The 26058-nt window shown below is 70.8% G+C and carries 26 protein-coding genes; 18 read left to right on the top strand and 8 right to left on the bottom strand.

Features of this window, described 5'->3' with window-relative positions; all coding sequences use genetic code 11:
* Positions 1 to 192 precede the first annotated feature (192 nt).
* Both ABD932_RS01165 and ABD932_RS01160 read left to right on the top strand, forming a co-directional pair.
* Positions 193 to 1533: an NsdA family TPR-like regulatory protein gene (locus tag ABD932_RS01165; protein WP_126390316.1), complete on the top strand. Its 1341-nt coding sequence runs from the start codon at positions 193 to 195 to the stop codon at positions 1531 to 1533.
* Positions 1534 to 1620: 87 nt separating this feature from the next.
* Positions 1621 to 2160, top strand: a complete 540-nt coding sequence (locus ABD932_RS01160) for an NUDIX hydrolase (RefSeq protein WP_345008128.1) — start codon at positions 1621 to 1623, stop codon at positions 2158 to 2160.
* Here ABD932_RS01160 and ABD932_RS01155 read toward each other — a convergent pair.
* Both ABD932_RS01155 and ABD932_RS01150 read right to left on the bottom strand, forming a co-directional pair.
* Positions 2157 to 2414 (bottom strand): hypothetical protein, encoded by a 258-nt coding sequence (locus ABD932_RS01155; protein WP_126390312.1) that lies wholly within the window; start codon positions 2412 to 2414, stop codon positions 2157 to 2159. The two genes, ABD932_RS01160 and ABD932_RS01155, sit on opposite strands and share 4 nt — an antisense overlap.
* 216 nt (positions 2415 to 2630) lie before the next feature.
* Complete coding sequence (locus tag ABD932_RS01150) at positions 2631 to 3503, bottom strand: 3-hydroxybutyryl-CoA dehydrogenase (RefSeq protein ID WP_345008331.1); 873 nt, start codon at positions 3501 to 3503, stop codon at positions 2631 to 2633.
* A gap of 254 nt (positions 3504 to 3757) precedes the next feature.
* Here ABD932_RS01150 and ABD932_RS01145 point away from each other — a divergent pair, with 254 nt between their 5' ends.
* Positions 3758 to 5020, top strand: a complete 1263-nt coding sequence (locus ABD932_RS01145) for a glycoside hydrolase family 10-like protein (RefSeq protein WP_345008126.1) — start codon at positions 3758 to 3760, stop codon at positions 5018 to 5020.
* Positions 5021 to 5033: 13 nt separating this feature from the next.
* Here the strand turns inward: ABD932_RS01145 and ABD932_RS01140 are convergent, their stop codons facing one another.
* Positions 5034 to 5228, bottom strand: a complete 195-nt coding sequence (locus ABD932_RS01140; RefSeq protein WP_126390308.1) for a DUF1918 domain-containing protein — start codon at positions 5226 to 5228, stop codon at positions 5034 to 5036.
* A 94-nt stretch (positions 5229 to 5322) separates the two neighbouring features.
* A complete protein-coding gene (locus tag ABD932_RS01135; RefSeq protein ID WP_345008125.1) occupies positions 5323 to 6267 on the bottom strand; it encodes a DMT family transporter in 945 nt (314 codons plus the stop codon).
* On the opposite strand from ABD932_RS01135, the gene ABD932_RS01130 reads away from it, so the two are divergent.
* Positions 6266 to 7708, top strand: coding sequence for an aminotransferase-like domain-containing protein (locus ABD932_RS01130; RefSeq protein ID WP_345008124.1), 1443 nt, complete (start codon positions 6266 to 6268; stop codon positions 7706 to 7708). The genes ABD932_RS01135 and ABD932_RS01130 overlap by 2 nt on opposite strands.
* Here ABD932_RS01130 and ABD932_RS01125 read toward each other — a convergent pair.
* The gene (locus ABD932_RS01125; protein WP_345008122.1) at positions 7705 to 8325 is read right to left on the bottom strand and encodes a DUF6461 domain-containing protein; all 621 of its coding nucleotides are present in this window, start codon (positions 8323 to 8325) and stop codon (positions 7705 to 7707) included. The two genes, ABD932_RS01130 and ABD932_RS01125, sit on opposite strands and share 4 nt — an antisense overlap.
* Positions 8326 to 8415: 90 nt before the next feature.
* On the opposite strand from ABD932_RS01125, the gene ABD932_RS01120 reads away from it, so the two are divergent.
* On the top strand, positions 8416 to 8850 hold the full coding sequence (locus ABD932_RS01120) for a GNAT family N-acetyltransferase (RefSeq protein ID WP_345008120.1): 435 nt from the start codon (positions 8416 to 8418) through the stop codon (positions 8848 to 8850).
* 172 nt (positions 8851 to 9022) lie between these two features.
* Positions 9023 to 9616, top strand: coding sequence for a histidine phosphatase family protein (locus tag ABD932_RS01115; protein WP_345008118.1), 594 nt, complete (start codon positions 9023 to 9025; stop codon positions 9614 to 9616).
* Here ABD932_RS01115 and ABD932_RS01110 read toward each other — a convergent pair.
* Positions 9598 to 10077: a DUF6314 family protein gene (locus ABD932_RS01110; RefSeq protein WP_345008117.1), complete on the bottom strand. Its 480-nt coding sequence runs from the start codon at positions 10075 to 10077 to the stop codon at positions 9598 to 9600. The genes ABD932_RS01115 and ABD932_RS01110 overlap by 19 nt on opposite strands.
* Positions 10078 to 10213: 136 nt before the next feature.
* Between ABD932_RS01110 and ABD932_RS01105 the strand changes: the two genes are divergently transcribed.
* The 12 genes from ABD932_RS01105 to ABD932_RS01050 all read left to right on the top strand — a co-directional run bounded on the left by ABD932_RS01105 (position 10214) and on the right by ABD932_RS01050 (position 24029).
* The gene (locus tag ABD932_RS01105; protein ID WP_345008115.1) at positions 10214 to 12691 is read left to right on the top strand and encodes an alpha-L-arabinofuranosidase C-terminal domain-containing protein; all 2478 of its coding nucleotides are present in this window, start codon (positions 10214 to 10216) and stop codon (positions 12689 to 12691) included.
* A 193-nt stretch (positions 12692 to 12884) separates the two neighbouring features.
* Positions 12885 to 13814 carry an ABC transporter ATP-binding protein gene (locus ABD932_RS01100; RefSeq protein ID WP_345008113.1) on the top strand — a complete coding sequence of 310 codons (930 nt, stop codon included), beginning with the start codon at positions 12885 to 12887 and terminating at the stop codon, positions 13812 to 13814.
* Positions 13814 to 14650, top strand: coding sequence for an ABC transporter permease (locus tag ABD932_RS01095; protein WP_345008111.1), 837 nt, complete (start codon positions 13814 to 13816; stop codon positions 14648 to 14650). The genes ABD932_RS01100 and ABD932_RS01095 overlap by 1 nt, the downstream gene beginning before the upstream one ends.
* A gap of 25 nt (positions 14651 to 14675) precedes the next feature.
* Complete coding sequence (locus ABD932_RS01090) at positions 14676 to 16022, top strand: sensor histidine kinase (protein WP_345008109.1); 1347 nt, start codon at positions 14676 to 14678, stop codon at positions 16020 to 16022.
* Positions 16019 to 16687, top strand: a complete 669-nt coding sequence (locus ABD932_RS01085; protein ID WP_345008107.1) for a response regulator — start codon at positions 16019 to 16021, stop codon at positions 16685 to 16687. The genes ABD932_RS01090 and ABD932_RS01085 overlap by 4 nt, the downstream gene beginning before the upstream one ends.
* Positions 16688 to 16788: 101 nt before the next feature.
* On the top strand, positions 16789 to 17487 hold the full coding sequence (locus tag ABD932_RS01080) for a LuxR C-terminal-related transcriptional regulator (protein ID WP_345008105.1): 699 nt from the start codon (positions 16789 to 16791) through the stop codon (positions 17485 to 17487).
* 117 nt (positions 17488 to 17604) lie between these two features.
* Positions 17605 to 19149 (top strand): hypothetical protein, encoded by a 1545-nt coding sequence (locus tag ABD932_RS01075; RefSeq protein ID WP_345008103.1) that lies wholly within the window; start codon positions 17605 to 17607, stop codon positions 19147 to 19149.
* A gap of 25 nt (positions 19150 to 19174) precedes the next feature.
* The gene (argC, locus tag ABD932_RS01070; RefSeq protein ID WP_345008101.1) at positions 19175 to 20203 is read left to right on the top strand and encodes an N-acetyl-gamma-glutamyl-phosphate reductase; all 1029 of its coding nucleotides are present in this window, start codon (positions 19175 to 19177) and stop codon (positions 20201 to 20203) included.
* Complete coding sequence (gene argJ, locus ABD932_RS01065) at positions 20200 to 21351, top strand: bifunctional glutamate N-acetyltransferase/amino-acid acetyltransferase ArgJ (RefSeq protein ID WP_345008099.1); 1152 nt, start codon at positions 20200 to 20202, stop codon at positions 21349 to 21351. Before argC ends, argJ begins: the two co-directional genes overlap by 4 nt.
* A complete protein-coding gene (argB, locus tag ABD932_RS01060; RefSeq protein WP_345008097.1) occupies positions 21348 to 22262 on the top strand; it encodes an acetylglutamate kinase in 915 nt (304 codons plus the stop codon). Before argJ ends, argB begins: the two co-directional genes overlap by 4 nt.
* Positions 22259 to 23455, top strand: coding sequence for an acetylornithine transaminase (locus ABD932_RS01055; RefSeq protein WP_345008095.1), 1197 nt, complete (start codon positions 22259 to 22261; stop codon positions 23453 to 23455). Before argB ends, ABD932_RS01055 begins: the two co-directional genes overlap by 4 nt.
* 19 nt (positions 23456 to 23474) lie before the next feature.
* Positions 23475 to 24029 (top strand): arginine repressor, encoded by a 555-nt coding sequence (locus ABD932_RS01050; protein ID WP_126390278.1) that lies wholly within the window; start codon positions 23475 to 23477, stop codon positions 24027 to 24029.
* Positions 24030 to 24135: 106 nt separating this feature from the next.
* On the opposite strand, the gene ABD932_RS01045 is transcribed toward ABD932_RS01050, so the two are convergent.
* Together ABD932_RS01045 and ABD932_RS01040 are read right to left on the bottom strand one after the other, a co-directional pair.
* Complete coding sequence (locus tag ABD932_RS01045; RefSeq protein WP_345008093.1) at positions 24136 to 24939, bottom strand: FAD:protein FMN transferase; 804 nt, start codon at positions 24937 to 24939, stop codon at positions 24136 to 24138.
* A complete protein-coding gene (locus ABD932_RS01040) occupies positions 24932 to 26023 on the bottom strand; it encodes an FMN-binding protein (protein ID WP_345008091.1) in 1092 nt (363 codons plus the stop codon). Before ABD932_RS01040 ends, ABD932_RS01045 begins: the two co-directional genes overlap by 8 nt.
* Positions 26024 to 26058: the final 35 nt, after the last annotated feature.

Here is a 26058-nt window from a genome sequence, read left to right as displayed (position 1 = left end):
CGCGGATGCGGGCCGCCGCACTGTACGAGGGGGAGCCGGCGGCCCGGCCGGCCTCTTGCGAGGCATTTCAGTCAACTGGATGGAAACTCTCCGCAACAGCGCGCGCACCCTACGGATTCGGGCACTCGGTTCACACCCCGTGTGAACCGGTTCGCACTACTCTGTCGGCACCGAGCCACCCGGGGGGCATATATGCAGCCCAACACTCTGCTCGACGCGATCCTGGACGAGGCCGGGATCTCGCACGCGGGGCTGGCAGCACACGTGAACCAGGCGGGGCGGGCGCGTGGGCTCGCGCTGAGATACGAACACACCGCCGTCGCACGGTGGTTGAAGGGCCAGCGGCCACGGGGTCAGGTGCCCGACCTGATCTGCGAGGTGCTCGCCGCCCGGCTGCACCGTACCGTCACGCTCGACGACATCGGCCTGGGTGTGCCCGGTGAACCGTCCACCGCGCATGCCACCTCGCTGTCCGGCTTCGTGGAGCGGGCCACCGCGTTGTGGCGCTCCGACGAGCAGCAGCGGCCCCACATCCTGGGAGCGCCCGCGGTCACGGGAACACCTGCCGTGATGCCCGTGTGGGAGTGGGAGAACCCGCCCGAGGACGTTGACGTCTCGCGTGGCGGGAGGCATCGGGTCACCCCCGGCGACATCGAGATGCTGCGCGCGGCCCGCACGCACTACGAGCAGATGTACCGCAAGGCGGGCGGTATAGCGACCCGCACCCGGATCGTGGGGTTCCTGAACGCCGAGGCCGCACCGCTGCTGCGCGGCAGCTACACCGATGCCACGGGGCGTCAACTGCATCGCGCCACCGGCGGGCTGGTGGCGGTGGCCGGCATCTGCGCGTACGACTCCGACGCGCACGGGCTCGCCCAGCGCTACTTCCATCAGGCACTGCGGCTCGCGAAGGCCAGCGGGGACCGGGGGCTGGGCGCGTATGTGATCGCGCTGCTGGTCAACCAGTCGCTGTTCATGCGGGAGTTCAGACAGGCCGTCGCCTTCGCGGAGGCCGCGCTGCGGGCCGCCGGCAAGCACATCACCCCGGCGCTCGCCTCCGACCTGTACGCGATGCAGGCGAAGGCGTACGCCCACCTCGGCGACGGCACGAGCGCCCTGTCCTGCATCCGGCGTGCCGAGCAGGCCGCCGATCGCATCCACCGCGGATACGAACCCGACGAAACGGGCTATGTCCAGCCCGGACTCGTCAACGTCCAGGTGGCGGAGGCGCTGCTGAGCCTCGGGGAGCTGGCGGCCGCGGGGGAGCACGCCGCGGCAGCCGTCGACAATCCCGCCCACGACCGGGGCCGGGTGCACCGGCTGGCCATGCTCAGCACGATCGAGCTGCGTCAGGGCAACGCCGACAAGGCGGTGGCCACAGCGGTGCAGATGGCCGAGCAGGCGCGGGGAATGGAGTCCCAGCGCCTGCGCGACAGACTCCGGGCGGTGCGCGAACACCTGGTGCGAAGCGGCTCCGCGGGCACCGCCGAGGCCGCCGAACTCATCGACGGAGCACTGCGCGTACCGCTTTAGGCCCGTGCAAGCCGGTACTCGAGAGCACCGACACCTCATAGTCCCTGCTGCGATATTGCCACTTACTCGACGGAAGGTGGCAGAACCGTGCAGTGGGCGAAACAGAACGAACAAACTGTGTATGAAAACCGCTGGTTCACCGTCAATCTGGCAGACGTGGAGCTGCCGGACGGACGGCATCTGGACCACTTCCTCATACGGCTGCGGCCGGTCGCCGTGGCCACGGTGGTCAACGAGGCCAATGAAGTCCTCCTCCTGTGGCGCCACCGTTTCATCACCGACAGCTGGGGGTGGGAACTCGCGGCGGGCGTCGTCGAGGACGGCGAGGACATCGTCCGCGCGGCCGCCAGGGAGCTCGAGGAGGAGACCGGCTGGCGGCCGGGACCCCTGCACCACCTCATGAGCGTGGAGCCCTCCAATGGGCTCACCGACGCCCGGCACCACATCTACTGGGCCGACGAGGGCGAGTACGTCGGGCATCCCGTGGACGACTTCGAGTCGGACCGCCGGGAATGGGTCCCCCTGAAGCTCGTCCCCGACATGGTCGCCCGTGGGGAGGTCCCGGCCGCCAACATGGCGGCCGCGTTACTGATGCTGCACCAGCTCAGGCTGGGTCAGGACGGCTAGTGCCCGACCGCCTGCCAGATCGCCACGACGAGAGCACCCACGGCGGTGAGGGCGGCGACCGCGGGCAGCGGCCAGCGCGCGTGTTCCAGTGTGTTGATCCGGGTGTTCAGCTCGTCGAGTTCCTTCGCGGTCTCCTCGGTGCGGTGCGTGAGCAGAGCCAGCCCGCCCTCCACGCGGGCGTAGGCGACGTCGAGTCGGCGTCGTAACTCTGCGAGTTCTCCGGATACGACGGGATGCTCGGGATCGGCGGTCACTTGTCCCGCTCCTTTCCGTAGTCGTCTCGAATCCCTGGCATGCGCAGGGAAAGTGAACTCGCCTGGTGGACGCATGGGGAGAGTGTGCGAGGGGCATATGCGAGCCCGGAGCGCACACGGTGTGTGAATGCCACGGGCCCGGCACCTTCTCGGTGCCGGGCCCGTGTGCTTGGCCGGAATCTGACCGTCTGTAATCAGCCGTCGGCGTGCTCTGTGTCAGCCGTAGGTGTAGAAGCCCGAGCCGGACTTACGGCCCAGCCGGCCCGCGTCGACCATGCGCAGGAGCAGCGGGGGAGCGGCGTACAGCGGCTCCTTGAACTCGTCGTACATGCTCTGCGCCACGGAGGCGACGGTGTCCAGCCCGATCAGGTCGGACAGCTTCAGCGGGCCCATCGGGTGGGCGCAGCCCAGCTCCATGCCGTTGTCGATGTCCTCGCGGCTGGCGATGCCCGACTCGAACATCCGGATCGCCGAGAGGAGGTAGGGGATCAGCAGCGCGTTGACCACGAAGCCGGAGCGGTCCTGGGCGCGGATGGCGTGCTTGCCCAGCAGCTTCTCGGCGAAGGTCTGGGCGCGGGCGATCGTGCCCTCGGAGGTGGTGAGGGCCGGGATCAGCTCGACGAGCTTCTGCACCGGGGCCGGGTTGAAGAAGTGGACGCCGATGACCTGGTCGGGGCGCGAGGTGGCGACCGCCAGCTTCACCAGCGGGATCGAGGAGGTGTTGGACGCCAGGATCGCGTCCGGGCGGGTCACGACCTGGTCGAGGACCTGGAAGATCTCGGTCTTCACCTGCTCGTTCTCGACGACGGCCTCGATCACCAGATCGCGGTCGGCGAACTCGCCCAGGTCGGTGGTGAAGGACAGCCGCGCCTGCGTGGTGTCCCGCTCCTCCTCGCTGATCTTGCCGCGCTCGGCGGCCTTGGCCAGGGAGGTGAACAGCCGGGTGCGGCCGATCTCCAGGGCCTCGCCGGTGGTCTCGGCGACCTTCACGTCCAGGCCGGAGCGGGCGCACACCTCGGCGATGCCCGCTCCCATCTGGCCGCAGCCCACCACACCGACGCGTGCAATATCTCCGGAGATGCCGGTCACATCGTCCCCTTCGCTGGTCCACGACTGCGGCAGGTCGCCGTTGTTCGGCGCCTGCTCCAAACCTGCACGTTACCTTCGGCGAAGTTTGATCGATCGTTCGGGTGCCTCATGAAAAGCTGGCGCGGGCGCGATCCGGAGAGTACGGATCTGGGCCCTGTCGTCACATTCGGGCCCGCCCTCCGGGCGGACGACGGGAATGTGACGACAGGGCCCTGGGGTGGGCCTTTGACCACGGCACACGGAGGTACGAAGAGATGCTGCACCGGAAGTCACGACTGTCACGACGGGCCTTCACGGCGACCGCCCTGTCGGCACTCGTGGCGGGAGGCGGCGCGATGGCGGCGGGTTCCGCCCTGGCGCGCGGGTCGCAGCCGGGCCGGCGGCGGGCGGTCCGGGAGATGCGCGGCGTGTGGGTGGCGACTGTGACGAACCGGGACTGGCCCTCCAAACCGGGCTTGACCGCGGACGAGCAGTGCGACGAGCTGATCGCTCACCTGGACCGGGCGGTCGAGCGCCGCCTGAACACCGTGATCCTCCAGGTACGGCCCACGGCCGACGCCCTGTGGCCCTCGCCGTACGAGCCGTGGTCGCAGGTCCTCACCGGTACGCAGGGCAAGGACCCCGGCTGGGACCCGCTCGGCACCGCGGTCCGGGAGGCCCACGCCCGTGGACTGCAGTTGCATGCCTGGTTCAACCCGTACCGCATCGCCAACCACACGGACCCCACCAGGCTGGCCGAGTCACACCCCGCCCGGCAGAACCCGGAATGGGTGGTGACGTACGGCGGCAAGCTCTACTACAACCCGGGGCTGCCCGCGGTGCGTACCTTCGTGCAACAGGCGATGCTTGACGCGGTGGAGAAGTACCAGATCGACGGGGTCCACTTCGACGACTACTTCTACCCCTATCCGGTGGCGGGCCAGACCTTCGACGACACCGACGCCTACGACCGCTACGGCGGTGGCTTCGCGACGCGGGCCGCCTGGCGGCGGGACAACATCGACAAGCTGGTCATCGAGATGGCGGCCGGCATCCGGCGCATCCGGCCCACCACGCAGTTCGGTATCAGTCCGTTCGGCGTGTGGCGCAACGCCGCCACCGACCCGCTCGGTTCCGACTCACGGGCGGGCGTGCAGACGTACGACGATCTGCACGCGGACACCCGGAAATGGGTCCGTGAGGGCTGGATCGACTACATCTGCCCGCAGCTGTACTGGAACATCGGCTTCGCCGCGGCCGACTACGCCAAGCTCGTGCCGTGGTGGGCGGAGGTGGCGCGGGGCAGCAGGACGCAGCTGTACATCGGCGAGGCCCTCTACAAGGCCGGTGACCCGGCGCAGCCCGCGGCCTGGCAGGAGCCGGCCGAGCTGTCCCGGCACCTCACCCTGGCCAAGAAGCACGCGGAGGCGCACGGCCACGTCTTCTTCGCCGCGAAGGACGTGGCCACGGACCGGATCGGGGCCATGGCGCAGGTCGTCGAGGACCACTACGGGCAGCCGGCCATGGCCCCCCGCTGATCTGCTCGTCGAGCTACCTCGCGCTGTTCTTGTGACGGATCTCGGTGTCGGGGCCGGGGGAGCACAGACCCTCGTGCCCGTCCTCGAAACGGACGCGGTACGGGGGGTTGCCCTCCTGGCCCAGGATTTCGACGATCTCGCCGACCTTGTCGTGTTGCCCGACCACCCTGCCGTGCTGGACAAGCTGGTCGCCCACGGTTGCACGCATCTGTCGGTCCTCCTCACCAGGTGCGGGAGCAGCGGTCCGTGGCCTTGAGTCTACGGCGTGGAGCGGTGGTTGGAAGTGGGTCGTACGGGCCCGCTCAGCCACGCGCCCGCTGGGTCACGGCGATGCACACGAGCACCGCCGCAGCCGTCAGCGGGGCGGCCACTGTCAGGTGCTCGCCCAGCAGCAGCACCGACCACACCAGTGTGAGCAGGGGCTGGGCCAACTGCAACTGGCTGGCCTTCGGGATGCCGATGGCCGCCATGCCCCGGTACCAGACGACCAGGCCGATGAACTGCGATCCCGCCGCGACCCAGAGCAGTCCGGTCATGCCGTGCCAGTTCAGGTGGACGGGCTCGTACGACAGGGCGACCGCGGCGGCCGGGACGCTGAGCGGCAGGCACAGCACCAGCGCCCAGCCGATCACCTGCCAGCCCGGCATCACCCGGGCCAGTCGGCCGCCCTCGGTGTAGCCGGCCGCGCACACCAGCAGCGCCGCGAAGAGGTACAGGTCGGCCGTGGTCAGCGCGCCGCCGCTCTGCTGCACGGTGAAGGCGGCCACCGCGGCCGCTCCCACGAGCGCCGCCGTCCAGAAGGTACGCGAGGGGCGGGAGCCGATGCGCAGGGCCGAGAACAGAGCGGTGGTCAGCGGGAGCAGGCCGACCACGACGGCGGCGTGCGCGGTGGTGGACGTCCGCAGCGCGAGCGTGCTGAAGAGGGGGAAGCCGACCACTACTCCGGCGGCGACCACCGTGAGGCCCGCCCAGTGCCGGCGGGCGGGGAGCGGCACGCGCAGGGCGAGCAGGCAGCCGCCCGCGATGAGGGCGGCGAGCACGCAGCGCACGGCGACCAGGGACCAGGGGCCGAAGCCCTCCAGACCCCAGGCGGTGGCGGGGAACGTGAGGGAGAAGGCCGCCACACCGAGAGCGGCCTGCAGGGTGCCGCCGAGGGTCTTCCTGGTCGGGACGCCCGACGAGGGCGAGGCGACCGGGGTGGTGACTGCTATCGAGTTCGGGGCGATAGCGCTATTCTCTGTTCTCATGCAAGAGCGTAGCAGTGTCGGTGAACTGGCAGGTCGGCTACGGCAGGAGTTGGACCGCTACTCTCCAGGTGGAAAGCTCCCGTCGAGCCGGGCCCTCGTCGAGCGGTTCCGGGTGAGCCCGGTGACCGTCTCCCGCGCCCTCGCGCAACTGGCCGCCGAGGGGCTGGTGGTGACCCGGCCGGGCGCCGGAGCGTTCCGCGCCGAACCTCGTACGCAGGCCGCTCCCGTCGGGGACACCTCCTGGCAGGAGGTGGCGCTCAGCGCGGACGCCGCCGCGGAGCTCGTACCGCGCTCGGTGGACGCCTCGGGGGTGCTGGCCTCGCTCACCGCCCCGCCGCCCGGCGTGATCGAGTTCAACGGCGGCTATCTGCACCAGTCGTTGCAGCCGGAGCGGGCGATGGCCGCCGCGCTGTCGCGGGCGAGTCGGCGGCCCGGGGCCTGGGGGAGGCCGCCCATGGAGGGTCTGCCGGAGCTGCGGGAGTGGTTCGCGCGCAGCATCGGAGGGCCGGGCGGTGCTGTCTCGGCCGCCGAGGTGCTGATCACCGCGGGCGGCCAGTCGGCGCTGACGACCGCGCTGCGGGCGCTCGCTCCGCCGGGTGCGCCGGTGCTGGTCGAGTCGCCGACGTACCCGGGCATGCTGGCGATCGCCCGCGCGGCCGGCCTGCGCCCGGTCCCCGTCCCGGTCGACCCGGACGGTGTCCGGCCGTCACTGCTCGCCGATGCCTTCCGGGCGACCGGTGCCCGGGTGTTCGTCTGCCAGCCGCTGTTCCAGAACCCGACCGGCGCGATGCTCGCCCCCGAGCGGCGCGGCGAGGTGCTGCGCATCGCGCACGAGGCCGGTGCCTTCGTCGTCGAGGACGACTTCGTACGACGGCTGGTGCACGAGGACGCGGGGCCCCTGCCGCGTCCGCTGGCGGCCGACGATCCCGACGGCGTCGTCGTCCACGTCTGCTCGCTGACCAAGGCCACCTCGCCGAGCTTCCGGCTGAGCGCGCTCGCCGCCCGGGGCCCGGTGCTGGAGCGGCTGCGCGCCATCCAGGTCGTCGACACCTTCTTCGTGCCCCGGCCCCTGCAGGAGGCCGCGCTCGAACTCGTCGGCTCGCCCGCCTGGCCGCGCCATCTGCGGGCGATCTCCGCCGAGTTGAAGACCCGCCGCGACACGATGACGGCCGCCCTGCGCCTCGACCTCCCCGAACTCGCCCTCCCGCACATCCCGTCCGGCGGCTACCACCTGTGGCTCCGCCTCCCCGACGGCGCCGACGAGGCGGCCCTGACCTCCGCCGCCCTGCGCGCGGGCGTCGCGATCACCCCGGGACGCCCGTACTTCAGCGCGGAGCCTCCGGCCGGGCACCTGCGGTTGAGCTTCGCGGCGGTGGCGGGGGTCGGGGAGATCACGGAGGGGGTACGGCGGCTGAGGGCCGCCTGTGACGAGGTGCTCTAGCCGTGGGGTACCGGGGCGACACCGCAGGTGAACTCGGCCGACGCGAACAGCTCCGGGGTCAGGCGTATGCCGGTGATGCGGTGGGCGAGGGCGAAGGAGGCGCCGGTCAGGCCCTCGTAGTCCCGCTCGTCGTCCTCGTCGTGCTCGATCAGGTCGAAGCCCGACTCCCGCATTTCCTCCAGGAGTTCGTCGGGATGGGTGCCATCGCGGTGGTAGGCGAAGAGCGGCTCGAAGTGCAGGCGCAGCTCGCCGTCCTCGTACCAGCAGAAATGGTCCACCGCGTTGACGTTGAGGAAGTGGGAGACCACCGTGCGGCCGCGTGAGAGGGGGATCATGGCTTCGTTCGTGACGCCGAGGTAGCCGTTGAACTCGACCATGAGGGACCAGTCGCCTACCGAGGTCGCCCCGACGAACAGCCGGTACGCCCCGCGATCGTCGTACGAGGGCTCGCACAGGCCGTCCACGCCGGTGATCCGCGGCCCTGGCTCGGCAGCCAGTTCGCGGAGCAGTTCCTCGGGATTCAGTCCGCGGACCAGCGTGACGCAGTACGCCTGCATCAGGTTCTCGTACTGCTCCTCCAGCCACGCGTAGTCCGCGGCCGTCGTCGTCCCAGTCATGCCCGCAGCATCGCACCCGCCACTGACAACGCCCCGCCCACCGGGGAAAACCGCTCGACGCCCGCGTCCTCGCCCTGCGAATCTCGCCGCATGACCGACACCCCGCCCCTCGCCGAGGGCTACGAGATCTCGACCGATCCCGACCGCATCGACGCCGAGCGCGTGCACCGGTGGCTGTCCACCGACGCGTACTGGGCGATCGGGCGGGCGCGGGAGAAGCAGGACGGGGCGATCGAGGGGTCGCTGAACTTCGGGGTGTACGAGACGGTTTCGGGGGAGCAGGTGGCGTATGCCCGGGTCGTCACCGACCGGGCGACCTTCGCGTGGCTGTGCGACGTGTACGTCGACCCGTCGGTGCGCGGCAAGGGGATCGGGACGGCGCTCGTCGGGGGCGTACGCGAGCACCTGCGGCCGTACGGCATCAAGCGCATGCTGCTCGCCACGCACGACGCGCACGGGGTCTACGCGAAGCTCGGGTTCGCGCCGCTGGAGCGGCCGGACCAATGGATGGCGCTGTACTTCTAGCGGAGCCGCCGGCGGAACTGTCCTTCCGGCGGCACTGCTTGAACTTCCAACAGCTCTGTTTTCTGGCGACTTGTCCGCCTGATCCTGACCCCGCAGTAAGGTGTCATCCACCCTCGGTGACTCCTCCACAACACCTCTTGACCTGCGCACTTTCGCGACACACCATCGCCGCATGCCACTTCGGGTCACATTCGTCGCCGCCGCGCGCAGCTCACCGCTGCTCGCCGAGCGCTTCGAGGACGACCGGCCCTTGGACCAGGCCGGCTGGGACGAGGTGCAGCGCGTCGCGCGCGACCTGCTGCCGCTGGCGGCCGCCGAGCTGCGTTACTGCTCGCCGACCCCGCGCAGCCGCGCCACCGGCGACGCCCTCGGCTACGCCCCGCTGGTGCAACTCGCCCTGCGTGACTGTGACATGGGGCGCTGGCGCGGGCTGACCCTCGGCGAGGCGATGGCCCGGGAGCCGGAGGCGGTGGACGCCTGGCTGGCCGACCCGCGCGGCACGCCGCACGGCGGTGAGTCGCTGCTGGCGTTCATCGGCCGGGTCGGCAGCTGGCTCGACACCCGGCCCGTGGAGGACGGCGGCCGTATCGTCGCCGTGGCCGAACCGTCCGTGATCCGCGCCGCCCTGGTGTACGCGCTGAAGGCGCCGCCCGCCACGTACTGGAACCTGGACGTGCGCCCCCTGTCGACGACCACCGTGACCGGCCGGGCGGGCCGCTGGAACCTCCGCTTCGACGGGGCGCCGGCTCAGCCCTCGCGGGCGTAGCCGGGGTCCACGCGCGCGTAGTCGGTGGTGAGGACGAGGTCCTTGGCCGGGCCGCGTACCCGCCACACCGTCCGCCAGTGGTCCTCGTCCCGGACGGTGAACTCACCCCGGTAGAGGTCGGCCGAGCAGGGATGGTCGGCGATGTGCCGCCCGGAGGTCAGGTCCAGGTCGTGGAAGGGTCGTCCGTCGGCGAAGCGCACGTCCACGGTGCCCGGCGTCGCACCCGGCAGGAAGCGCAGCGTCCGCTCGGCGGGTCGCCCGACGCCCTGCCAGACGAAAGTGCCGGACTCCTCGTGTAGTAGTCCGGTGTCCGGCAGCCCGTCATCCTTCAGGCGGCTGAAAACCGTCGTACCGGAGAACGCCCCTTCGTCCCCGCTCGCGAGATCCCGCACCGACCGCTCGACCCGCCAGCTCCCGGCGAGATACGTCAGTGCATCCGGAACCGGCCAGAACCCGTCCATCCGTCTCTCATCTCCGACCACTTCCGACACTTTCGATACCGCGCGACCTGTTGACGCTCTCCATCCCCCTACCTATCTTGCCGTTCGAAGTGCTGATCATTGTCTGATATTTCGAACATCGAGCCGCGGAGTGTTCATGTCACGCACGCGCTGGAGATACGGCATCGCCGCCACTGCCTTCCTGGTGGCGGCCGGCCTGATCCCCGCCCCCGCCCACGCCGAGGACGTCACCGACTACGCGATCACCGTCGACCCCGCCGCCAAGGGCGCGAAGATCGACGACACGATGTACGGCGTCTTCTTCGAGGACATCAACCGGGCCGCGGACGGAGGTCTGTACGCCGAGCTCGTGCAGAACCGGTCCTTCGAGTACTCGAACGACGACAACCGGTCGTACACGCCCCTCACCTCCTGGACGGTCGAGGGCACCGGTCAGGTCGTGAACGACGCCGGCCGGCTCAACGAGCGCAACCGCAACTACCTGTCCCTTGCTGCCGGTTCGGCCGTCACGAACGCCGGCTACAACACCGGCATCCACGTCGAGGCGGGCAAGAAGTACGCCTTCTCGGTGTGGGCGCGCGCCGAGGACGGCACCGCCCTCACCGTCACCCTCCAGGACGCCGACGGTACGCTCGCCACCGCCCGGCAGGTGGCCGTACGCAAGGGCGGCTGGGCCAAGTACCGCGTCGCCTTCACCGCGACCCGCACCAGCAGCGACGGCCGCCTCACCGTCGCCTCGTCCGCCGCGGCGGCGCTGGACATGGTGTCCCTCTTCCCGCGCGACACCTACAAACACCAGGCCAACGGCCTGCGCAAGGACCTCGCCGAGAAGGTCGCGGCCCTGCACCCCGGCTTCCTGCGCTTCCCCGGCGGCTGCCTGGTCAACACCGGTTCGATGGAGGACTACAGCGAAGCCTCGAACTGGCAGCGCAAGCGGTCCTACCAGTGGAAGGACACCATCGGCCCGGTCGAGGAGCGCGCGACCAACTCCAACTTCTGGGGCTACAACCAGTCCTATGGCCTCGGCTACTACGAGTACTTCCGCTTCGCCGAGGACATCGGCGCCATGCCGCTGCCCGTCGTCCCGGCCCTGGTGACCGGCTGCGGCCAGAACAAGGCCGTCGACGACGAGGCGCTGCTCAAGCGGCACATCCAGGACACCCTCGACCTCATCGAGTTCGCCAACGGTCCGGTGACCTCGACCTGGGGCAAGAAGCGCGCGCAGATGGGCCACCCCAAGCCCTTCCACCTCACGCACCTCGGGGTCGGCAACGAGGAAAACCTGCCGGTCGAGTTCATGGCCCGGTTCAAGCAGTTCCGCGCCGCCATCGAGGCCGAGTACCCCGACATCACCGTCGTCTCCAACTCCGGCCCGGACGACGCCGGTCAGACCTTCGACACCGCCTGGCAGCTCAACCGCCAGGAGAAGGTCGACATGGTCGACGAGCACTACTACAACAGCCCGCAGTGGTTCCTGCAGAACAACGACCGCTACGACTCCTACGACCGCAGCGGCCCGAAGGTCTTCCTCGGTGAGTACGCCTCCCAGGGCAACGCCTTCAAGAACGGCCTGGCCGAAGCCGCGTTCATGACCGGCCTGGAGCGCAACGCGGACGTCGTCAAGCTGGCCTCGTACGCGCCGCTGTTCGCCAACGAGGACTATGTGCAGTGGCGCCCGGACCTGGTGTGGTTCAACAACCACGCCTCCTGGAACTCCGCCAACTACGAGGTCCAGAAGCTGTTCATGACCAACGTCGGCGACCGCGTCGTGCCCTCGACGGCCACCGGAACACCGTCGCTGCAGGGCCCCATCACCGGCGCGGTCGGCCTGTCGACCTGGGCGACCACGGCGGCGTACGACGATGTGCAGGTCACCGACGCGGACGGCAGGACGCTGCTCACCGACGACTTCAGCGGTGACGCCGCGCAGTGGAAGCACACGGGCGGCGGCAGCTGGAGCATCCAGGACGGCCAGTACGTGCAGAGCGACGTGGCCGCCGAGAACACCATGGTCTCGGCCGGTGACCCGACCTGGCACGACTACGACCTGAAGGTGAAGGCCACCAAGAAGTCCGGCAAGGAGGGCTTCCTCGTCGCCTTCGGCGTCAAGGACACCGGCAACTACTACTGGTGGAACCTGGGCGGCTGGAACAACACCCAGTCCGCCGTGGAGCAGGCCGTCGACGGCGGCAAGGGGACGCTGATCTCCAAGGCCGGGTCGATCGAAACGGGCCGTACCTACGACATCCAGGTCAAGGTGCGGGGCCGCCAGGTCACCCTCTACCTCGACGGCCAGGAGTGGGGCAGCTTCAAGGACGACAAGCCGGCCGAGCCGTTCCGCCAGGTCGTCACCAAGGACAAGAAGACCGGTGACCTGATCGTCAAGGTCGTCAACGCCCAGTCGACGGCGGCCCGTACGGCGATCGACCTGGGCGGCGCGAAGGTCGCGTCCAAGGCCCGGGTGATCAGCCTGGCGGCCGACCCGAACGCGGTGAACAGCGAGACGCAGACGCCGGTCGCACCGGTGACGTCCACCTTCTCGGGGGTCGCCGACAAGTTCACGTACACCTTCCCGGCGAACTCGGTCACCTTCCTGCGGATCAAGCAGAGGTAGTTCGCGCGGGGTTCCGCTGAGAGACGGCTCCGGTGCCGACGTACCGGAGCCGTCTCTCACGTCTTCAGGCCCGGGCGATCGCGGTGGTACCGCGGTACCACCGGGGCGCCGAAGATTCCCCTCCGGTCCCACAGCGTCGACCTGCCGCGCTCATAGATTCGAAGTCCAGCCCCAGGCAGGAAAGGCCATTCCCATGATCGAAGCGCGTGAGCTGACGAAGCGGTACGGCGACAAGACGGTCGTCGACCACCTGAGCTTCACCGTCAGGCCCGGTGAGGTCACCGGCTTCCTCGGGCCCAACGGCGCGGGCAAGTCCACGACCATGCGCATGATCGTCGGCCTGGACGCTCCCACCAACGGCTCGGTCACCGTGGGCGGCAAGTCCTACGCCCGGCACGCCGCGCCGTTGCAGGAGATCGGCACCCTGCTGGAGGCCAAGTCGGTCCACCCGGGGCGCAGCGCGTTCAACCACCTGATGGCGCTTGCGTACACCCACGGCATTCCGCGGCGCCGGGTCGACGAGGTCATCGAGCTGGCCGGGCTGACCAGCGTGGCCGGCAAGCGGGTCGGCGCCTTCTCGCTCGGCATGGGCCAGCGGCTCGGCATCGCCTCGGCCCTGCTCGGCGACCCGGCGATCGTCATGCTCGACGAACCGGTCAACGGCCTCGACCCCGAGGGCGTGTTGTGGGTGCGCAACCTGCTGCGCTCCCTGGCCGACGAGGGGCGGGCCGTGATGCTCTCCTCGCACCTGATGAGCGAGACCGCGCTGATCGCCGACCACCTGGTGATCATCGGGCGCGGCCGGCTGCTCGCCGACGCCACGGTCGAGGACTTCACCCACGAGGCCGGCGGCGGTGGCGTGAAGGTCGCCACCACCGAGGCCATGCGGTTGCGTTCGCTGCTGGCCGGACCGGACGTCACGATCAGTTCGTCCTCCGCCGAGGAACTGCTGGTCACCGGCCGCGACTCCCGAGAGATCGGGTCGATCGCCGCTCAGCACGGGGTGCCGCTGTACGAACTCACCCCGCAGGCCGTCTCCCTGGAGGCGGCGTTCATGGAACTCACCCGCGATGTCGTCGAGTACCAGAGTGCTCCGGCCGGCACCGAGCGAAAGGCCGCCTGATGACCGTCACCAGCCTTGCTCCCGTCCCCGCTCGTACGACCTACAAGGTGACCGCCCTGCGGGTCCTTCGCTCGGAGTGGGCCAAGTTCTGGTCGCTGCGCTCCAGTTGGATCACCCTGGGCGTCGCCGTGTTCCTGCTGGTCCTCTTCGGGGCGGTCGCCAGCTACACCTACAGCCCCGATGCCGTCGCAACCGGCGGGCCGCCCGGACCGGGCAGCGGCGACGGCGACAGCACCGCCGTCAGCCTGGCCCTGACCGGCGTGACCTTCGCGTCACTGGCCATCGGAGTGCTCGGGGTGCTGCTGTCCGCGGGCGAGTACAGCACCGGCATGATCCGCTCCACCCTCGCCGCCGTACCGCGCCGCTTGCCGGTCCTGTGGTCCAAGGCCCTCGTGATCGGGCCCATCGCCCTGGTCCTGGCCACCGTCGGCGCGCTGGCCGCGTTCCAGCTGGGCACCCCCGGTCTGGACGGCGAGCGGATCGCGCTCTCCCTGGGCGACGACGGCGTCCTGCGCAGCCTGGCCGGCGCCGGTGTCTACCTCGCCCTGGTGGCCGTGTTCGGCGTCGCCCTGGGTGTGCTGATCCGCTCCTCCGCCGGGGCCATCGCGGCGCTGGTCGGCGTGCTGCTGATCCTGCCCGGCCTGGCCTCGCTGCTGCCCGACTCCTGGTACGACACGCTCAGCCCCTACTTCCCGAGCAACGCGGGGTCGGCCGTGTACGCCCTGCACGAGACCTCGGGATCCCTCTCGCCCGGCGCGGGACTCGCGGTCTTCGCCGGCTGGGTGGCGCTGACCCTCGCAGGGGCGGCCGTCCGGCTGGTCCGGACCGACGCCTGACCTGGGCACGAGGACAATGGTGGCCATGAACCCGGAGCGCCCGGCAGCCGCCGCGCAGACCTCCCGGGGGTCGGCGCTGGAGCTGCCCCCCGGGTTCGACGCCGAGTGGGCGCACCCCGTGCTGGGCCGGATGTGGCGCGGTCAGCAGGACCGGCAGCGGCTGGACCGCCGGCATCCGTGGGTGCTCGACACCGCGGTGGTGCTGGTCGTCGCCCTCATCAGCCTGCCCGACCTGCTCGCCGGCACCAGCCACGGCCCGTTCGGGGAGGCGGTCCACCGCGGGCAGGTGCCCACCGCGGTGCTGTTCCTCTTCGCCGCGGCACTCATCGTGCCGCTGTGGTGGCGTCGCAGGGCCCCGGCCGTCACGTTCTTCGTGATCGCGCTGGTGTCCCTCGTCCAGTGGTCGTTCGGCGTGTGGCAGCAGGCCGGCATCAGCACGCTCGTCGCGCTGTACTCCCTGGCCCTGCACGGTTCGCTGCGGGTGCTGGGCTGGGCCGCCGCGGTGACCGTCGTCCAAATGAGCGTGGCGGTCTCCGTCCTGGTGGACGTCGGCAATCCGCTGCGCGGCCTCTTCTTCCTCCTGGGGACGGCGACGGCGGCGATGGCCATCGGCCTGACGCTGCGTATCCGCCGGATGTATCTGGCGGCGCTGGAGGACCGTGCCCGGCGCCTGGAGGTCGAGCGCGATCAACGCGTCCGGCTCACCGCCGCCGCCGAACGCTCCCGCGTCGCCCGCGAGATGCACGACATCGTCGGCCACAACCTCTCGGTCATGGTCACCGTCGCCGACGGCGCCGCGACCCTCGCCACGGGCCGGGGCGAGCAGTCCGCCGAGGCCCTGCGCATCCTCGGTGACACCGGCAGGCAGGCCATGAGCGAACTGCGCCGCGTCCTGGGTGTCCTGCGCGAGGACCAGGACGGTGAGCGGCGGATGCTCAGCCCGCAGCCCGGCATCCGGGACCTGGACGCCCTGCTGACGCGGGTACGCGCGGCCGGACTGCCGGTGACGTACCGGACCGTGGGCGGGCTCGACGCCCTGGGCGACGGCGTGCAGCTCACCGTGTACCGCATCGTCCAGGAATCCCTGACCAACACGCTCAAGCACGCGGGGCCCGGCGCGACCGCCGAGGTCACCGTCGCCGTCGAGGCGGGGGAGGTGCGCATCAGGGTCGCCGACACCGGCGCACCGCCGGAGGCACTTCCGCGCCCGCAGCCGGCGGCCCGGAAGGACGACGCGGGCCACGGCCTCGTCGGCATCCGGCAGCGGGCCGCCATGTACGGCGGCACCGTCGTCATCGGACCGCGCGACACCGGCCACGGCTGGCTCGTGGACGTCGTGCTCGACGTACCGCGAGGAGAACAACAGCCATGACCACCGTGCTGATCGCCGACGACCAGCCCCTCCAGCGCATGGGCGTCCGCATGCTCCTCGAAGGCACGCCCGGCCTGGAACCGGTCGGCGAGGCCGAGCACGGCGCCGAGGCCGTCCGCATGGCCGCCGAACTCCGCCCCGACGTCGTCCTCATGGACATCCGCATGCCCGGCATGGACGGCATCGAGGCCACCCGCCGCATCGTCTCGACCGGCGGCCGCACCCGCGTCCTCATCGTCACCACCTTCGACCTCGACGAGTACGCGTACGACGGACTGCGGGCCGGAGCCAGCGGCTTCCTGCTCAAGGACGCCCGCCCCGAGGAACTCGTCGCGGGCATCAACGCGGTCGCCAGCGGCGACGCCGTCGTCGCGCCCAGCCTGACCAGGCGTCTGTTGGACGCCTACGCCCACCAGGTCCTCGCACCGGCCGACGCCCCCGCCCCGCAGGACCCCAGGCTGGGGACCCTCAGCGAGCGCGAACGCGAGGTCCTGGTCGCCATCGGACAGGGCTGGACGAACTCGGAGATCGCCGAACGGTTCGTCCTGACCGAGTCCACGGTGAAGAAGCACGTCGGACGGGTCCTCGCCAAGATCGGGGCCCGCGACCGCATCCAGGCCGTGATCCTGGCGTACGACGCCGGGCTGGTGCGGGCGAAGTCGTAGCCGTTCATGTACGTCGGCTTTACAGAAGCGGCGCTAATCTGATGTACGAAACCGTTTCGTTCAGCACGGGTGGCCCCGGCTCCAGCAGGGAGAAGACAGGCATGGTCTCCGTACTCGTCGTCAACGACCAATCCCTCCAACGCCTCGCCCTGCGCATGCTCCTGGCCGCCGAGCCCGACCTGACCGTCGTCGGCGAGGCGGTCGACGGCGAGGCGGCGGTGCGCAGGGCCGCCGAGCTCCGCCCCGACATCGTCCTGTTGGACGCCCACCTGTCCAGGCCCGACAGCATCGACACGATCCGGCGCATCGCCCAGCCCCCACGCCTCCCGGGCACCCCCGAACCCGCCCACGCCCTGGCCCGCCCGCCCCGCGTCCTGGTGCTGACCCCGTCCGGCCAGGAGGGATACGCCTACGCCGCCCTGCGCGCCGGAGCCGGCGGGTTCCTCCTCAACGACGCCGCCCCGGACGAACTGACCGCGGCCGTCCGCATCGTCGCCGCCGGGGACGCCGCCATCACCCCGGCGCTCACCCGCGCGCTCATCGACGCCGTACGCCGACAGCGCACCCCCCGCCCCCTCCACGGGGCCACCGGCCTCGACACCCTCACCGGCCGCGAGCGCGACGTCCTCGTCGCCGTCGCCTCGGGCTGGTCCAACGCCGAGATCGCCGAGCGGCTGTCCATCGCCCCGACCACCGTCAAGACCCACGTCAGCAACCTCCTCACCAAGATCGGAGCCCGCGCCCGGGTGCAGGCGGTGACCTTCGCCTACGAGTCGGGCCTCGTGCGGCCGGCGGCCTGACGACGAGACGCCTTTGAACCCGACGCGCACCTGCACCCGGCGCGCACCCGGGGACGAGAACCTCACGCACGCAAAAAATCCCCGCCTCACTCCGCACGCTCAGGGCACGATGCCTGCGTGCATCACATCCTGTGCGGGCTCGCCGCCAATCCGGCCCTGCCGTCCGAGCTGGTCGACCGGCTGACAGCCGTCGCGGACGACGACATCGCCATAAACCTCGCCTATCGTCCGGACCTCAGCCGTGCTCAGGCGGTCGCGCTGGCCGAGCGCGTCGACGAGAGCGGCGCTGTGCTGCTCGCGTACGAAGGCCGGCTGACCGCCGCCGACATCGATCCCTCCGGCCGGCCGGACGCCGCCCTCGCCCTGCTCGACCAAGGTCTCGGCCGCCCGGAGTGGGCGCGTCTCCTCGCGGCGGACCCGGTCCGTGAGCGGCGGGAGAAGCTGGCGGCCTGCCCCGGCCTCCCGTCCGACGTGGTGGACATGCTCGCGGCGGACCCCGATGTGCGCGTCGTCGCCGAGCTCGCGTTGTGGACCACCTCGGAGGTGGCCGCGCGGCTCGCGGCGCATCCGCACGCCGAGGTCCGCCGCGCGGTGGCGGTCAACGAGGCGACGCCTCCGGCCCTGCTGGCGGCGCTGGTGACCGGGGAGGGGCTGCCCGTGGCACGACGCTGCCTGGTCTGTGACCGCGAGGAGACCCCTTTCGTTCACGCTCCGCAGTGCCCACGGCCCGACTGCGATCTGCCGCCGCGCGCCTCTTGCGACGGCTCCCACGAGTCCACCGTCCATGACATGTGGCAGGCGGCACTCCGTAACCCCGCCACCCCCGTCGAAGCCGTCGTCGGCTTCGTCGACCATCCGTCGATGCTGTTGCGCTGGGCGCTCGCCGCCCGCCAGGACCTGCCTCAGCAGGCGTGCGCGCGGCTCGCCCTGGACCCCACGCCCGGCATCCGAGCCGACCTCGCCGAGAATCCCGCGATCGACGACGCCCTGATCCGTGAGCTGGCCGACGACCGTGACCCCGACGTGCGCCGGAGCCTCGCGCACCATCCCCGCGTGCCGCTCGACGTGCTCACCCACCTGGCGCGAGCCGCCAAGATCGGTGCCACCCTGCTGCCCCGTATCGCCGCCGCCTCTCCCGCCGAGGTCGACGAGCTGGCCAAGTCGCCGGATCCGGCTGCCCGGATGCTCGTGGCCCAAAGGCGCGACCTGCCGTCCGGGATCCGCGACCGGTTGGCCGACGACCCCGACGCGAAGGTGGTCAAGGCCCTCGCGCCGCACCCCGGCCTCACCGAAGCGCAGCTGCGTGCCATGGTCGACCGGCACGGCGTCCGTGTCCTGGCCAAGGTGGCGACCAACCCGGACGCGCCCCCGGCGCTGCTGGAGGACCTGGTCCGGCACGAACCGGCGGTGCAGAAGGTGTTCCGTGAGGTCGCCCGGCATCGAGGGGCGACGGCCTCGGCGCTGCTCGCCTGCCTGGCGGACCGGCAGGCGAGACCCATAGCGGCGGGCCACCCGGCGCTCCCCCCACCGGTCATCGTGGAGCTGCTCGCCGACGCGGACCCGCGGGTGGGGGAGGCGGCAGCGGCCAATCCGTCCCTGCCTCCTGCCGTGGCAGCGGATCTGGTGATCAGAGATTGCATAAACGTGCATCGAAACGTATAGTCATGCCGTCTAGGAGGAGGATTCCATGGCGGTACGTGCGGCAGTGGCCGGAGCGAGCGGATATGCGGGCGGGGAACTGCTGCGTCTGCTCCTGGCGCACCCCGAGGTCGAGATAGGGGCCCTGACCGGCAACTCGAACGCGGGACAGAGGCTCGGATCACTGCAGCCGCATCTGCTGCCCCTCGCCGACCGCGTGCTCCAGGAGACCACGACCGAAGTGCTGGGCGGGCATGACGTCGTCTTCCTCGCCCTGCCGCACGGCCAGTCCGCCGCCGTCGCCGAGCAGCTCGGCCCGGACGTGCTGGTCGTCGACATGGGCGCCGACTTCCGGCTGGAGGACGCGGGCGACTGGGAGAAGTTCTACGGCTCCCCGCACGCCGGCACCTGGCCGTACGGCCTTCCCGAACTGCCGGGTGCACGCGCTGCGCTGGAGGGGTCCAAGCGCATCGCGGTGCCCGGTTGCTACCCGACCGCCGCCACGCTGGCCCTCTTCCCGGCGTATGCCGCCGGTCTCGCCGAGTCCGAGGCCGTGATCGTCGCCGCCTCCGGCACCTCCGGCGCGGGCAAGGCGCCCAAGCCGCATCTGCTGGGCAGCGAGGTCATGGGCTCCATGTCGCCGTACGGCGTCGGCGGTGGCCACCGGCACACCCCCGAGATGATCCAGAACCTCAGTGCGGCGGCGGGCGAGCGGGTCTCCGTCTCCTTCACACCGACCCTCGCGCCGATGCCCCGCGGCATCCTCGCCACGTGCAGCGCGAAGGCGAAGGACGGTGTCACCGTCGAGTCCGTGCGCGCCGCCTACGAGAAGGCCTTCGCCGACGAGCCCTTCGTCCACCTCCTCCCCGAGGGGCAGTGGCCCGCCACGGCGTCCGTCTACGGTTCGAACGCCGTTCAGGTGCAGGTCGCGTTCGACGCCGCCGCGAACCGCATCATCGCGATCAGCGCCATCGACAACCTGACCAAGGGCACGGCCGGTGGCGCCGTGCAGAGCATGAACATCGCCCTCGGGTTCCACGAGAACACCGGGCTTTCGACGATCGGAGTCGCACCGTGAGTGTCACGGCAGCCAAGGGATTCACGGCGGCGGGCATCGCCGCCGGGATCAAGGAGAACGGCAATCCGGACCTGGCCCTCGTGGTCAACAACGGTCCGCGCCGCTCCGCCGCGGGCGTCTTCACCTCCAACCGCGTCAAGGCCGCGCCGGTCCTGTGGTCCGAGCAGGTCCTCAAGAGCGGCGAGGTCTCCGCGGTCGTCCTCAACTCCGGTGGCGCCAACGCCTGTACGGGACCGAAGGGCTTCCAGGACACGCACGCCACCGCGGAGAAGGTGGCCGAGGTGCTCGGCCGCGGCGCCGTCGAGGTCGCCGTCTGCTCGACCGGCCTCATCGGAGTGCTGCTGCCCATGGACAAGCTGCTCCCGGGCGTCGAGACCGCCGCGGCGCAGCTCTCCGAGCACGGCGGCGAGAAGGCCGCCATCGCCATCAAGACCACCGACACCGTCCACAAGACGTCCGTCGTGACCAAGGACGGCTGGACCGTCGGCGGCATGGCGAAGGGCGCGGGCATGCTCGCCCCCGGCCTCGCCACCATGCTGGTCGTCCTCACCACCGACGCCGCCCTCGACAACGACGTACTGGACAAGGCCCTGCGCGCCGCGACCAAGGTCACCTTCGACCGCGTCGACTCCGACGGCTGCATGTCCACCAACGACACGGTGCTGCTGCTCGCCTCCGGAGCGGCCGAAGTCACCCCGGAGTACGAGGAGTTCGCCGAGGCCGTACGGGCCGTCTGCGACGACCTCGGCCAGCAGCTGATCCGGGACGCCGAGGGCGCCGGCAAGGACATCAAGGTCGAGGTGATCAACGCCGCGACCGAGGACGACGCCGTCGAGGTGGGCCGCTCCATCGCCCGCAACAACCTCCTCAAGTGCGCGATCCACGGCGAGGACCCCAACTGGGGCCGGGTGCTCTCCGCGATCGGCACGACCCAGGCCGTCTTCGAGCCCGACCGGCTCAACGTCGCCATCAACGGCGTCTGGGTGTGCAAGAACGGCAGTGTGGGCGAGGACCGCGAGAAGGTCGACATGCGCTACCGCGAGGTGCACATCGTCGCCGACCTCGCCGCCGGCTCCGAGACGGCCACCATCTGGACCAACGACCTGACCGCCGACTACGTCCACGAGAACAGCGCCTACTCCTCATGAGCAACGCACCCGCGCGGAAGCACACCGCTCTCCCCAAGGCCCAGATCCTCATCGAGGCGCTGCCCTGGCTGGTCCGGCACAACGGCAAGACCGTCGTCATCAAGTTCGGCGGCAACGCCATGATCGACGAGGAGCTGAAGGCCGCGTTCGCCCAGGACGTCGTGTTCCTGCACCACGCCGGCCTCAAGCCGGTCGTCGTGCACGGCGGCGGCCCGCAGATCAGCGCCGCCCTCGACCAGCACGGCATCGTCAGCGAGTTCAAGGCCGGCCTGCGCGTCACCACCGAGGACGCCATGGACGTCGTACGCATGGTGCTCGCCGGACAGGTGCAGCGCGAGCTGGTCGGGCTGCTCAACCAGCACGGGCCGCTCGCCGTCGGCCTGACCGGCGAGGACGCGCACACCATCACCGCCACCAAGCACCAGCCCGAGATCGACGGCGAGTTGGTCGACATCGGGCGGGTGGGCGAGATCACCGCGATCGACACGGGCGCGATCGAGGCGCTGCTCGCCGACGGCCGGATCCCGGTCGTCTCGTCGATCGCCCGTAGCCAGGACGACGGACATGTCTACAACGTCAATGCTGATACGGCGGCTGCGGCACTCGCTGCTGCTCTGGGCGCCGAAACCCTCATGGTCCTCACGGACGTCGAGGGTCTCTACGAGGACTGGCCCAACAGCGACGAGGTGATCAGCCGCCTCACGGCTTCCCAACTGGAGAAGCTGCTGCCCGAGTTGAGCTCCGGCATGGTGCCGAAGATGGAGGGCTGTCTGCACGCCGTGCGAGGCGGCGTCACCACCGCCCGGGTCATCGACGGCCGGGTCCAGCACTCGATCCTGCTGGAGATCTTCACCGACGAAGGAATCGGCACGATGGTCGTGCCGGACGCGCCCGAGGGGGACGCCGAATGACCGGGACCGCGGCAAACGCAGAGTACGCCCAGCGGTGGCAGGGCTCGCTCATGAACAACTACGGCACCCCGCGGCTCCCTCTCGTCCGCGGTGAGGGCGTGAAGGTCTGGGACGCCGAGGGCCGGCAGTACCTCGACTTCGTCGGCGGTATCGCGACCAACGCGCTCGGCCACGCCCACCCCGCGATCGTCGAGGCCGTGAGCACGCAGATCGGGTCCCTCGGCCACATCTCCAACTTCTTCATGGCCGAGCCCACCCTCGCGCTGGCCGAGCGGCTCCTGCAGCTCTTCGGCCGGGACGGCAGGGTCTTCTTCTGCAACTCCGGCGCCGAGGCCAACGAGGCCGCGTTCAAGATCGGCCGGCTGACCGGGCGGACCCACATCGTCGCCACCGAGGGCGGCTTCCACGGCCGCACCATGGGCGCCCTCGCGATGACGGGCCAGCCCGGCAAGCGCGAGCCGTTCCTGCCGCTGCCCGGTGACGTCACCCACGTGCCGTTCGGCGACGCGCAGGCGCTGGCCGCGGCGGTGACGGAGGAGACGGCTCTGGTGATCATCGAGCCGATCCAGGGCGAGCTCGGCGTGGTGGTCCCTCCTGCCGGCTACCTGAAGGCGGCGCGGGCGATCACGGCCTCGACGGGGGCGCTGCTCGTCCTCGACGAGGTGCAGACCGGCATCGGCCGTACCGGGCACTGGTTCGAGTACCAGGCCCACGAGGGCGTCCTGCCCGACGTCGTCACCCTCGCCAAGCAGCTGGGCGGCGGGTTGCCGCTGGGTGCGACGGTCGCCTTCGGGCGGGCCGCGGAGCTGCTCCAGCCCGGCCACCACGGGACCACCTTCGGCGGGAACCCCGTCGCGTGTGCCGCCGGGCTGGCCGTGCTGGACACCATCGCGAACGAGGGGTTGCTGGAGAACGTCAAGCGGCAGAGCGAGAAGTTGCGCGACGGGATCGAGGGTCTCGGCCACCCGTTGATCGGTCATGTCCGGGGCGCGGGCCTGCTCCTGGGTATCGTGCTCACCGAACCGCTCGCCGCGAAGGTGCAGCAGGCGGCTCAGGACGCCGGTTTCCTGGTGAACGCGCCCGCCCCCGATGTCGTACGGCTCATGCCGCCGCTGAATCTCGGTGACGACGAAGTGGAGGCGCTTCTTCAGGCCCTTCCCGGCATCCTGGACGAGGCCAACGGGGACGAATGATCCGGAGAATGAGACGACGATGAGTCATGCGCAGGAGCACGAGCACAACGGGGCGAACGGCGCCGCCGGGCCTGCCGTGCCGCAGACCCGCACCGCACGTCACCGCCGGATCGTGGACATCCTCAACCGGCAGCCGGTGCGGTCGCAGAGTCAGCTGGCGAAGCTGCTCGCGGACGACGGGCTGAGCGTCACGCAGGCGACGCTGTCCCGGGATCTGGACGAGCTGAACGCGGTGAAGATCCGGAACAACGACGGTGACCTGATCTACGCGGTGCCGAGCGAGGGGGGTTTTCGTACCCCTCGGGCGCCGCTGGGGGAGTCGGCGAAGGAAGAGCGGATGCGGCGGTTGTCGCAGGAGCTGCTCATCTCCGCGGAGGCTTCGGCGAACCTCGTGGTCCTGCGGACCCCTCCGGGGGCCGCGCAGTTCTTGGCCTCGGCGATCGATCAGGCCGAGCTGCAGGACATTCTGGGGACGATTGCCGGTGACGACACGTTGCTGTTGATCAGCCGGAATCCTACGGGTGGGCAGGCCTTGGCCGATCACTTGCTGCGGTTGGCTCAGAACGGCCACTGAGTGGGGTGGTGGCGGTTGTGTGCCGACTGCGGGTGGGTGGGGGCTGGTCGCGCCCACGCGGCGGAGCCGCACATCGACACAGCCCCGCGCCCCTTGGTGGGCCGACTCACCCGAGTCGAGCTGCCAAGCCTCCCGTGCACCGCACCTCGTCCCCCGCCGTGATCAGCAGCGCCTCCACCCCCGGCAGCGACTCCAGCCACCGCAACCCCTGTCGTGACCCCATCGCGAACGCCGCCGTAGCCCAGCAGTCCGCCCAGGTCACCGACGGGGCCACCACCGTCACCGCCACCAGGTCCGTCACCGCGGAGCGGCCCGTGCGCGGGTCGACGATATGCGCGCCCCGCTCCGCCGTGCCGGATGTGGCCACCGCCAGTTCGTCCAGCCCCGCCGCGGAGATCACCGCCGCCAGGCCGCCCGGGCGCAGGGGGTCGGACACGCCCACGCGCCAAGGGCGTTGGGGGCCGGGGACGCCCAGCAGCTGCACGTCGCCGCCGCCGTTGACGCTCACGCCGGTCACCCCGGGGACGTCCGCGAGGCGGCGGGCCGCGCGTTCGACGGACCAGCCCTTGACGATGCCGGTCGGGTCGAGGCGGCCCTCGTACCTCGTGCTGAACCAGCCCTCGCTGAGCCGTTCCGCCTCGGCGCCGAGGGCGAGCACCTCGGCCACGTCCGGGTCGCAGTCGTCGACGGTCAGCTCACCGCGTGCCAGCCGGGAGACCTGGCTGTCGTCGCGGTAGGTGCTGAACACCTCGTCGACCCGGTGCAGCCCGGCGACCGCCTCTTCCAGCGCCGACCGCACGGCACCGGGATCCCCGCCGCGGACGTCGAAGGAGAAGACCGTCCCCATGACCTCCTCGGCATGACGCACCGCGGCGGGAGCTTGTGTCGGTTCCGCCACCGTGTCAGCCACCGGCCTGGTCCACAGCCGACTGGAGGGATTCCTTGTAGCCGTTGCTGGTGTAGGTGGCTCCGGAGACGGCGTCGATGTCGGCGTTGCCGGCCGCCACGGCCGCCTGGTTGAGCTTGGGTACGGCGTTGGCGGTGATGTTGGTGCTCTGGCCGCCGCTGGGTGCCTGGACGGTCTCGGCCTTGGTGATCTTGCCGCCGCTGACGGTGATGCGGACCTGGACGGGGCCGTACTGGGTCTGGACGGCGTCGCCGGTGACCGTACTGGCCTGCGCGGCGCCCGACCCCTGCGAACCCGAACCCTGAGAACCGGAGCCCTGAGAACCGGAGCCCTGAGACGAACCCGCACTCGCCTTGTCGAGGGCCGACTGGAGGGATTCCTTGTAGCCGTTGCTGGTGTAGGTGGCTCCGGACACGGCGTCGATGTCGGCGTTACCGGCCGCCACGGCCGCCTGGTTGAGCTTGGGTACGGCGTTGGCGGTGATGTTGGTGCTCTGGCCGCCGCTGGGTGCCTGGACGGTCTCGGCCTTGGTGATCTTGCCGCCGCTGACGGTGACGCGGACCTGGACGGGGCCGTACTGGGTCTGGACGGCGTCGCCGGTGACCGTGCCCGCCTGGGCGGCGCCCGAACCCTGCGAACCGGCGCTCGCCTTCGCCTTGTCGATCGCCGACTGGAGGGACTTCTTGTAGCCGTTGCTGGTGTACGTCGCCCCGGACACCGAGTCGATGTCGGCGCTCTGCGCGGCGACCGCCGCCTGGTTGAGCTTGGGCACGGCGTTCGCGGTGATCTGGTCGCTCTGGCCGCCCTTGGGTGCCTGGACGGCCTCCGCCTGGGTGATCTTGCCGTTGCTGACGGTCAGCCGCACCTGCACGGCGCCGTACTGGGTCTGCGCCGCGTCACCGGTGACCGTGCCGTTCCCGGCCGCCTGGGCGCCACCCTGGGCCGAGGCCGCCGGCGGTGCCCCGACGCCCGCCGCCTGCGCGGAACCCGGGTCCGTCGCCGGTTTCAGCGACAGCAGCAGCACGATCCCGGACACGGTGGCGGCGCCGGCCAGCACGACACGCCGGATGGGGTGACTCTTCCTCATGGCTTCTACAGCTCCTGAAGTCTTGAAGTCTCGAA

Source organism: Streptomyces shaanxiensis, from assembly GCF_039537145.1.
Lineage (GTDB): Bacteria > Actinomycetota > Actinomycetes > Streptomycetales > Streptomycetaceae > Streptomyces > Streptomyces shaanxiensis.
This window is presented reverse-complemented; position numbering and strand designations above follow the sequence as displayed.

Coding starts and splice junctions, on each gene's coding strand:
- ABD932_RS01100 (WP_345008113.1), top strand. CDS start 12,885: ATGATCGAAGCGCGTGAGCTGACGAAGCGGTACGGCGACAAGACGGTC.
- ABD932_RS01105 (WP_345008115.1), top strand. CDS start 10,214: ATGTCACGCACGCGCTGGAGATACGGCATCGCCGCCACTGCCTTCCTG.
- ABD932_RS01040 (WP_345008091.1), bottom strand. CDS start 26,023: ATGAGGAAGAGTCACCCCATCCGGCGTGTCGTGCTGGCCGGCGCCGCC.
- ABD932_RS01080 (WP_345008105.1), top strand. CDS start 16,789: ATGGTCTCCGTACTCGTCGTCAACGACCAATCCCTCCAACGCCTCGCC.
- argB (WP_345008097.1), top strand. CDS start 21,348: ATGAGCAACGCACCCGCGCGGAAGCACACCGCTCTCCCCAAGGCCCAG.
- ABD932_RS01090 (WP_345008109.1), top strand. CDS start 14,676: ATGAACCCGGAGCGCCCGGCAGCCGCCGCGCAGACCTCCCGGGGGTCG.
- ABD932_RS01050 (WP_126390278.1), top strand. CDS start 23,475: ATGAGTCATGCGCAGGAGCACGAGCACAACGGGGCGAACGGCGCCGCC.
- ABD932_RS01115 (WP_345008118.1), top strand. CDS start 9,023: ATGCCACTTCGGGTCACATTCGTCGCCGCCGCGCGCAGCTCACCGCTG.
- ABD932_RS01055 (WP_345008095.1), top strand. CDS start 22,259: ATGACCGGGACCGCGGCAAACGCAGAGTACGCCCAGCGGTGGCAGGGC.
- ABD932_RS01145 (WP_345008126.1), top strand. CDS start 3,758: ATGCTGCACCGGAAGTCACGACTGTCACGACGGGCCTTCACGGCGACC.
- ABD932_RS01095 (WP_345008111.1), top strand. CDS start 13,814: ATGACCGTCACCAGCCTTGCTCCCGTCCCCGCTCGTACGACCTACAAG.
- ABD932_RS01135 (WP_345008125.1), bottom strand. CDS start 6,267: ATGAGAACAGAGAATAGCGCTATCGCCCCGAACTCGATAGCAGTCACC.
- ABD932_RS01120 (WP_345008120.1), top strand. CDS start 8,416: ATGACCGACACCCCGCCCCTCGCCGAGGGCTACGAGATCTCGACCGAT.
- argC (WP_345008101.1), top strand. CDS start 19,175: ATGGCGGTACGTGCGGCAGTGGCCGGAGCGAGCGGATATGCGGGCGGG.
- ABD932_RS01130 (WP_345008124.1), top strand. CDS start 6,266: ATGCAAGAGCGTAGCAGTGTCGGTGAACTGGCAGGTCGGCTACGGCAG.
- ABD932_RS01125 (WP_345008122.1), bottom strand. CDS start 8,325: ATGACTGGGACGACGACGGCCGCGGACTACGCGTGGCTGGAGGAGCAG.
- ABD932_RS01165 (WP_126390316.1), top strand. CDS start 193: ATGCAGCCCAACACTCTGCTCGACGCGATCCTGGACGAGGCCGGGATC.
- ABD932_RS01110 (WP_345008117.1), bottom strand. CDS start 10,077: ATGGACGGGTTCTGGCCGGTTCCGGATGCACTGACGTATCTCGCCGGG.
- ABD932_RS01140 (WP_126390308.1), bottom strand. CDS start 5,228: ATGCGTGCAACCGTGGGCGACCAGCTTGTCCAGCACGGCAGGGTGGTC.
- ABD932_RS01085 (WP_345008107.1), top strand. CDS start 16,019: ATGACCACCGTGCTGATCGCCGACGACCAGCCCCTCCAGCGCATGGGC.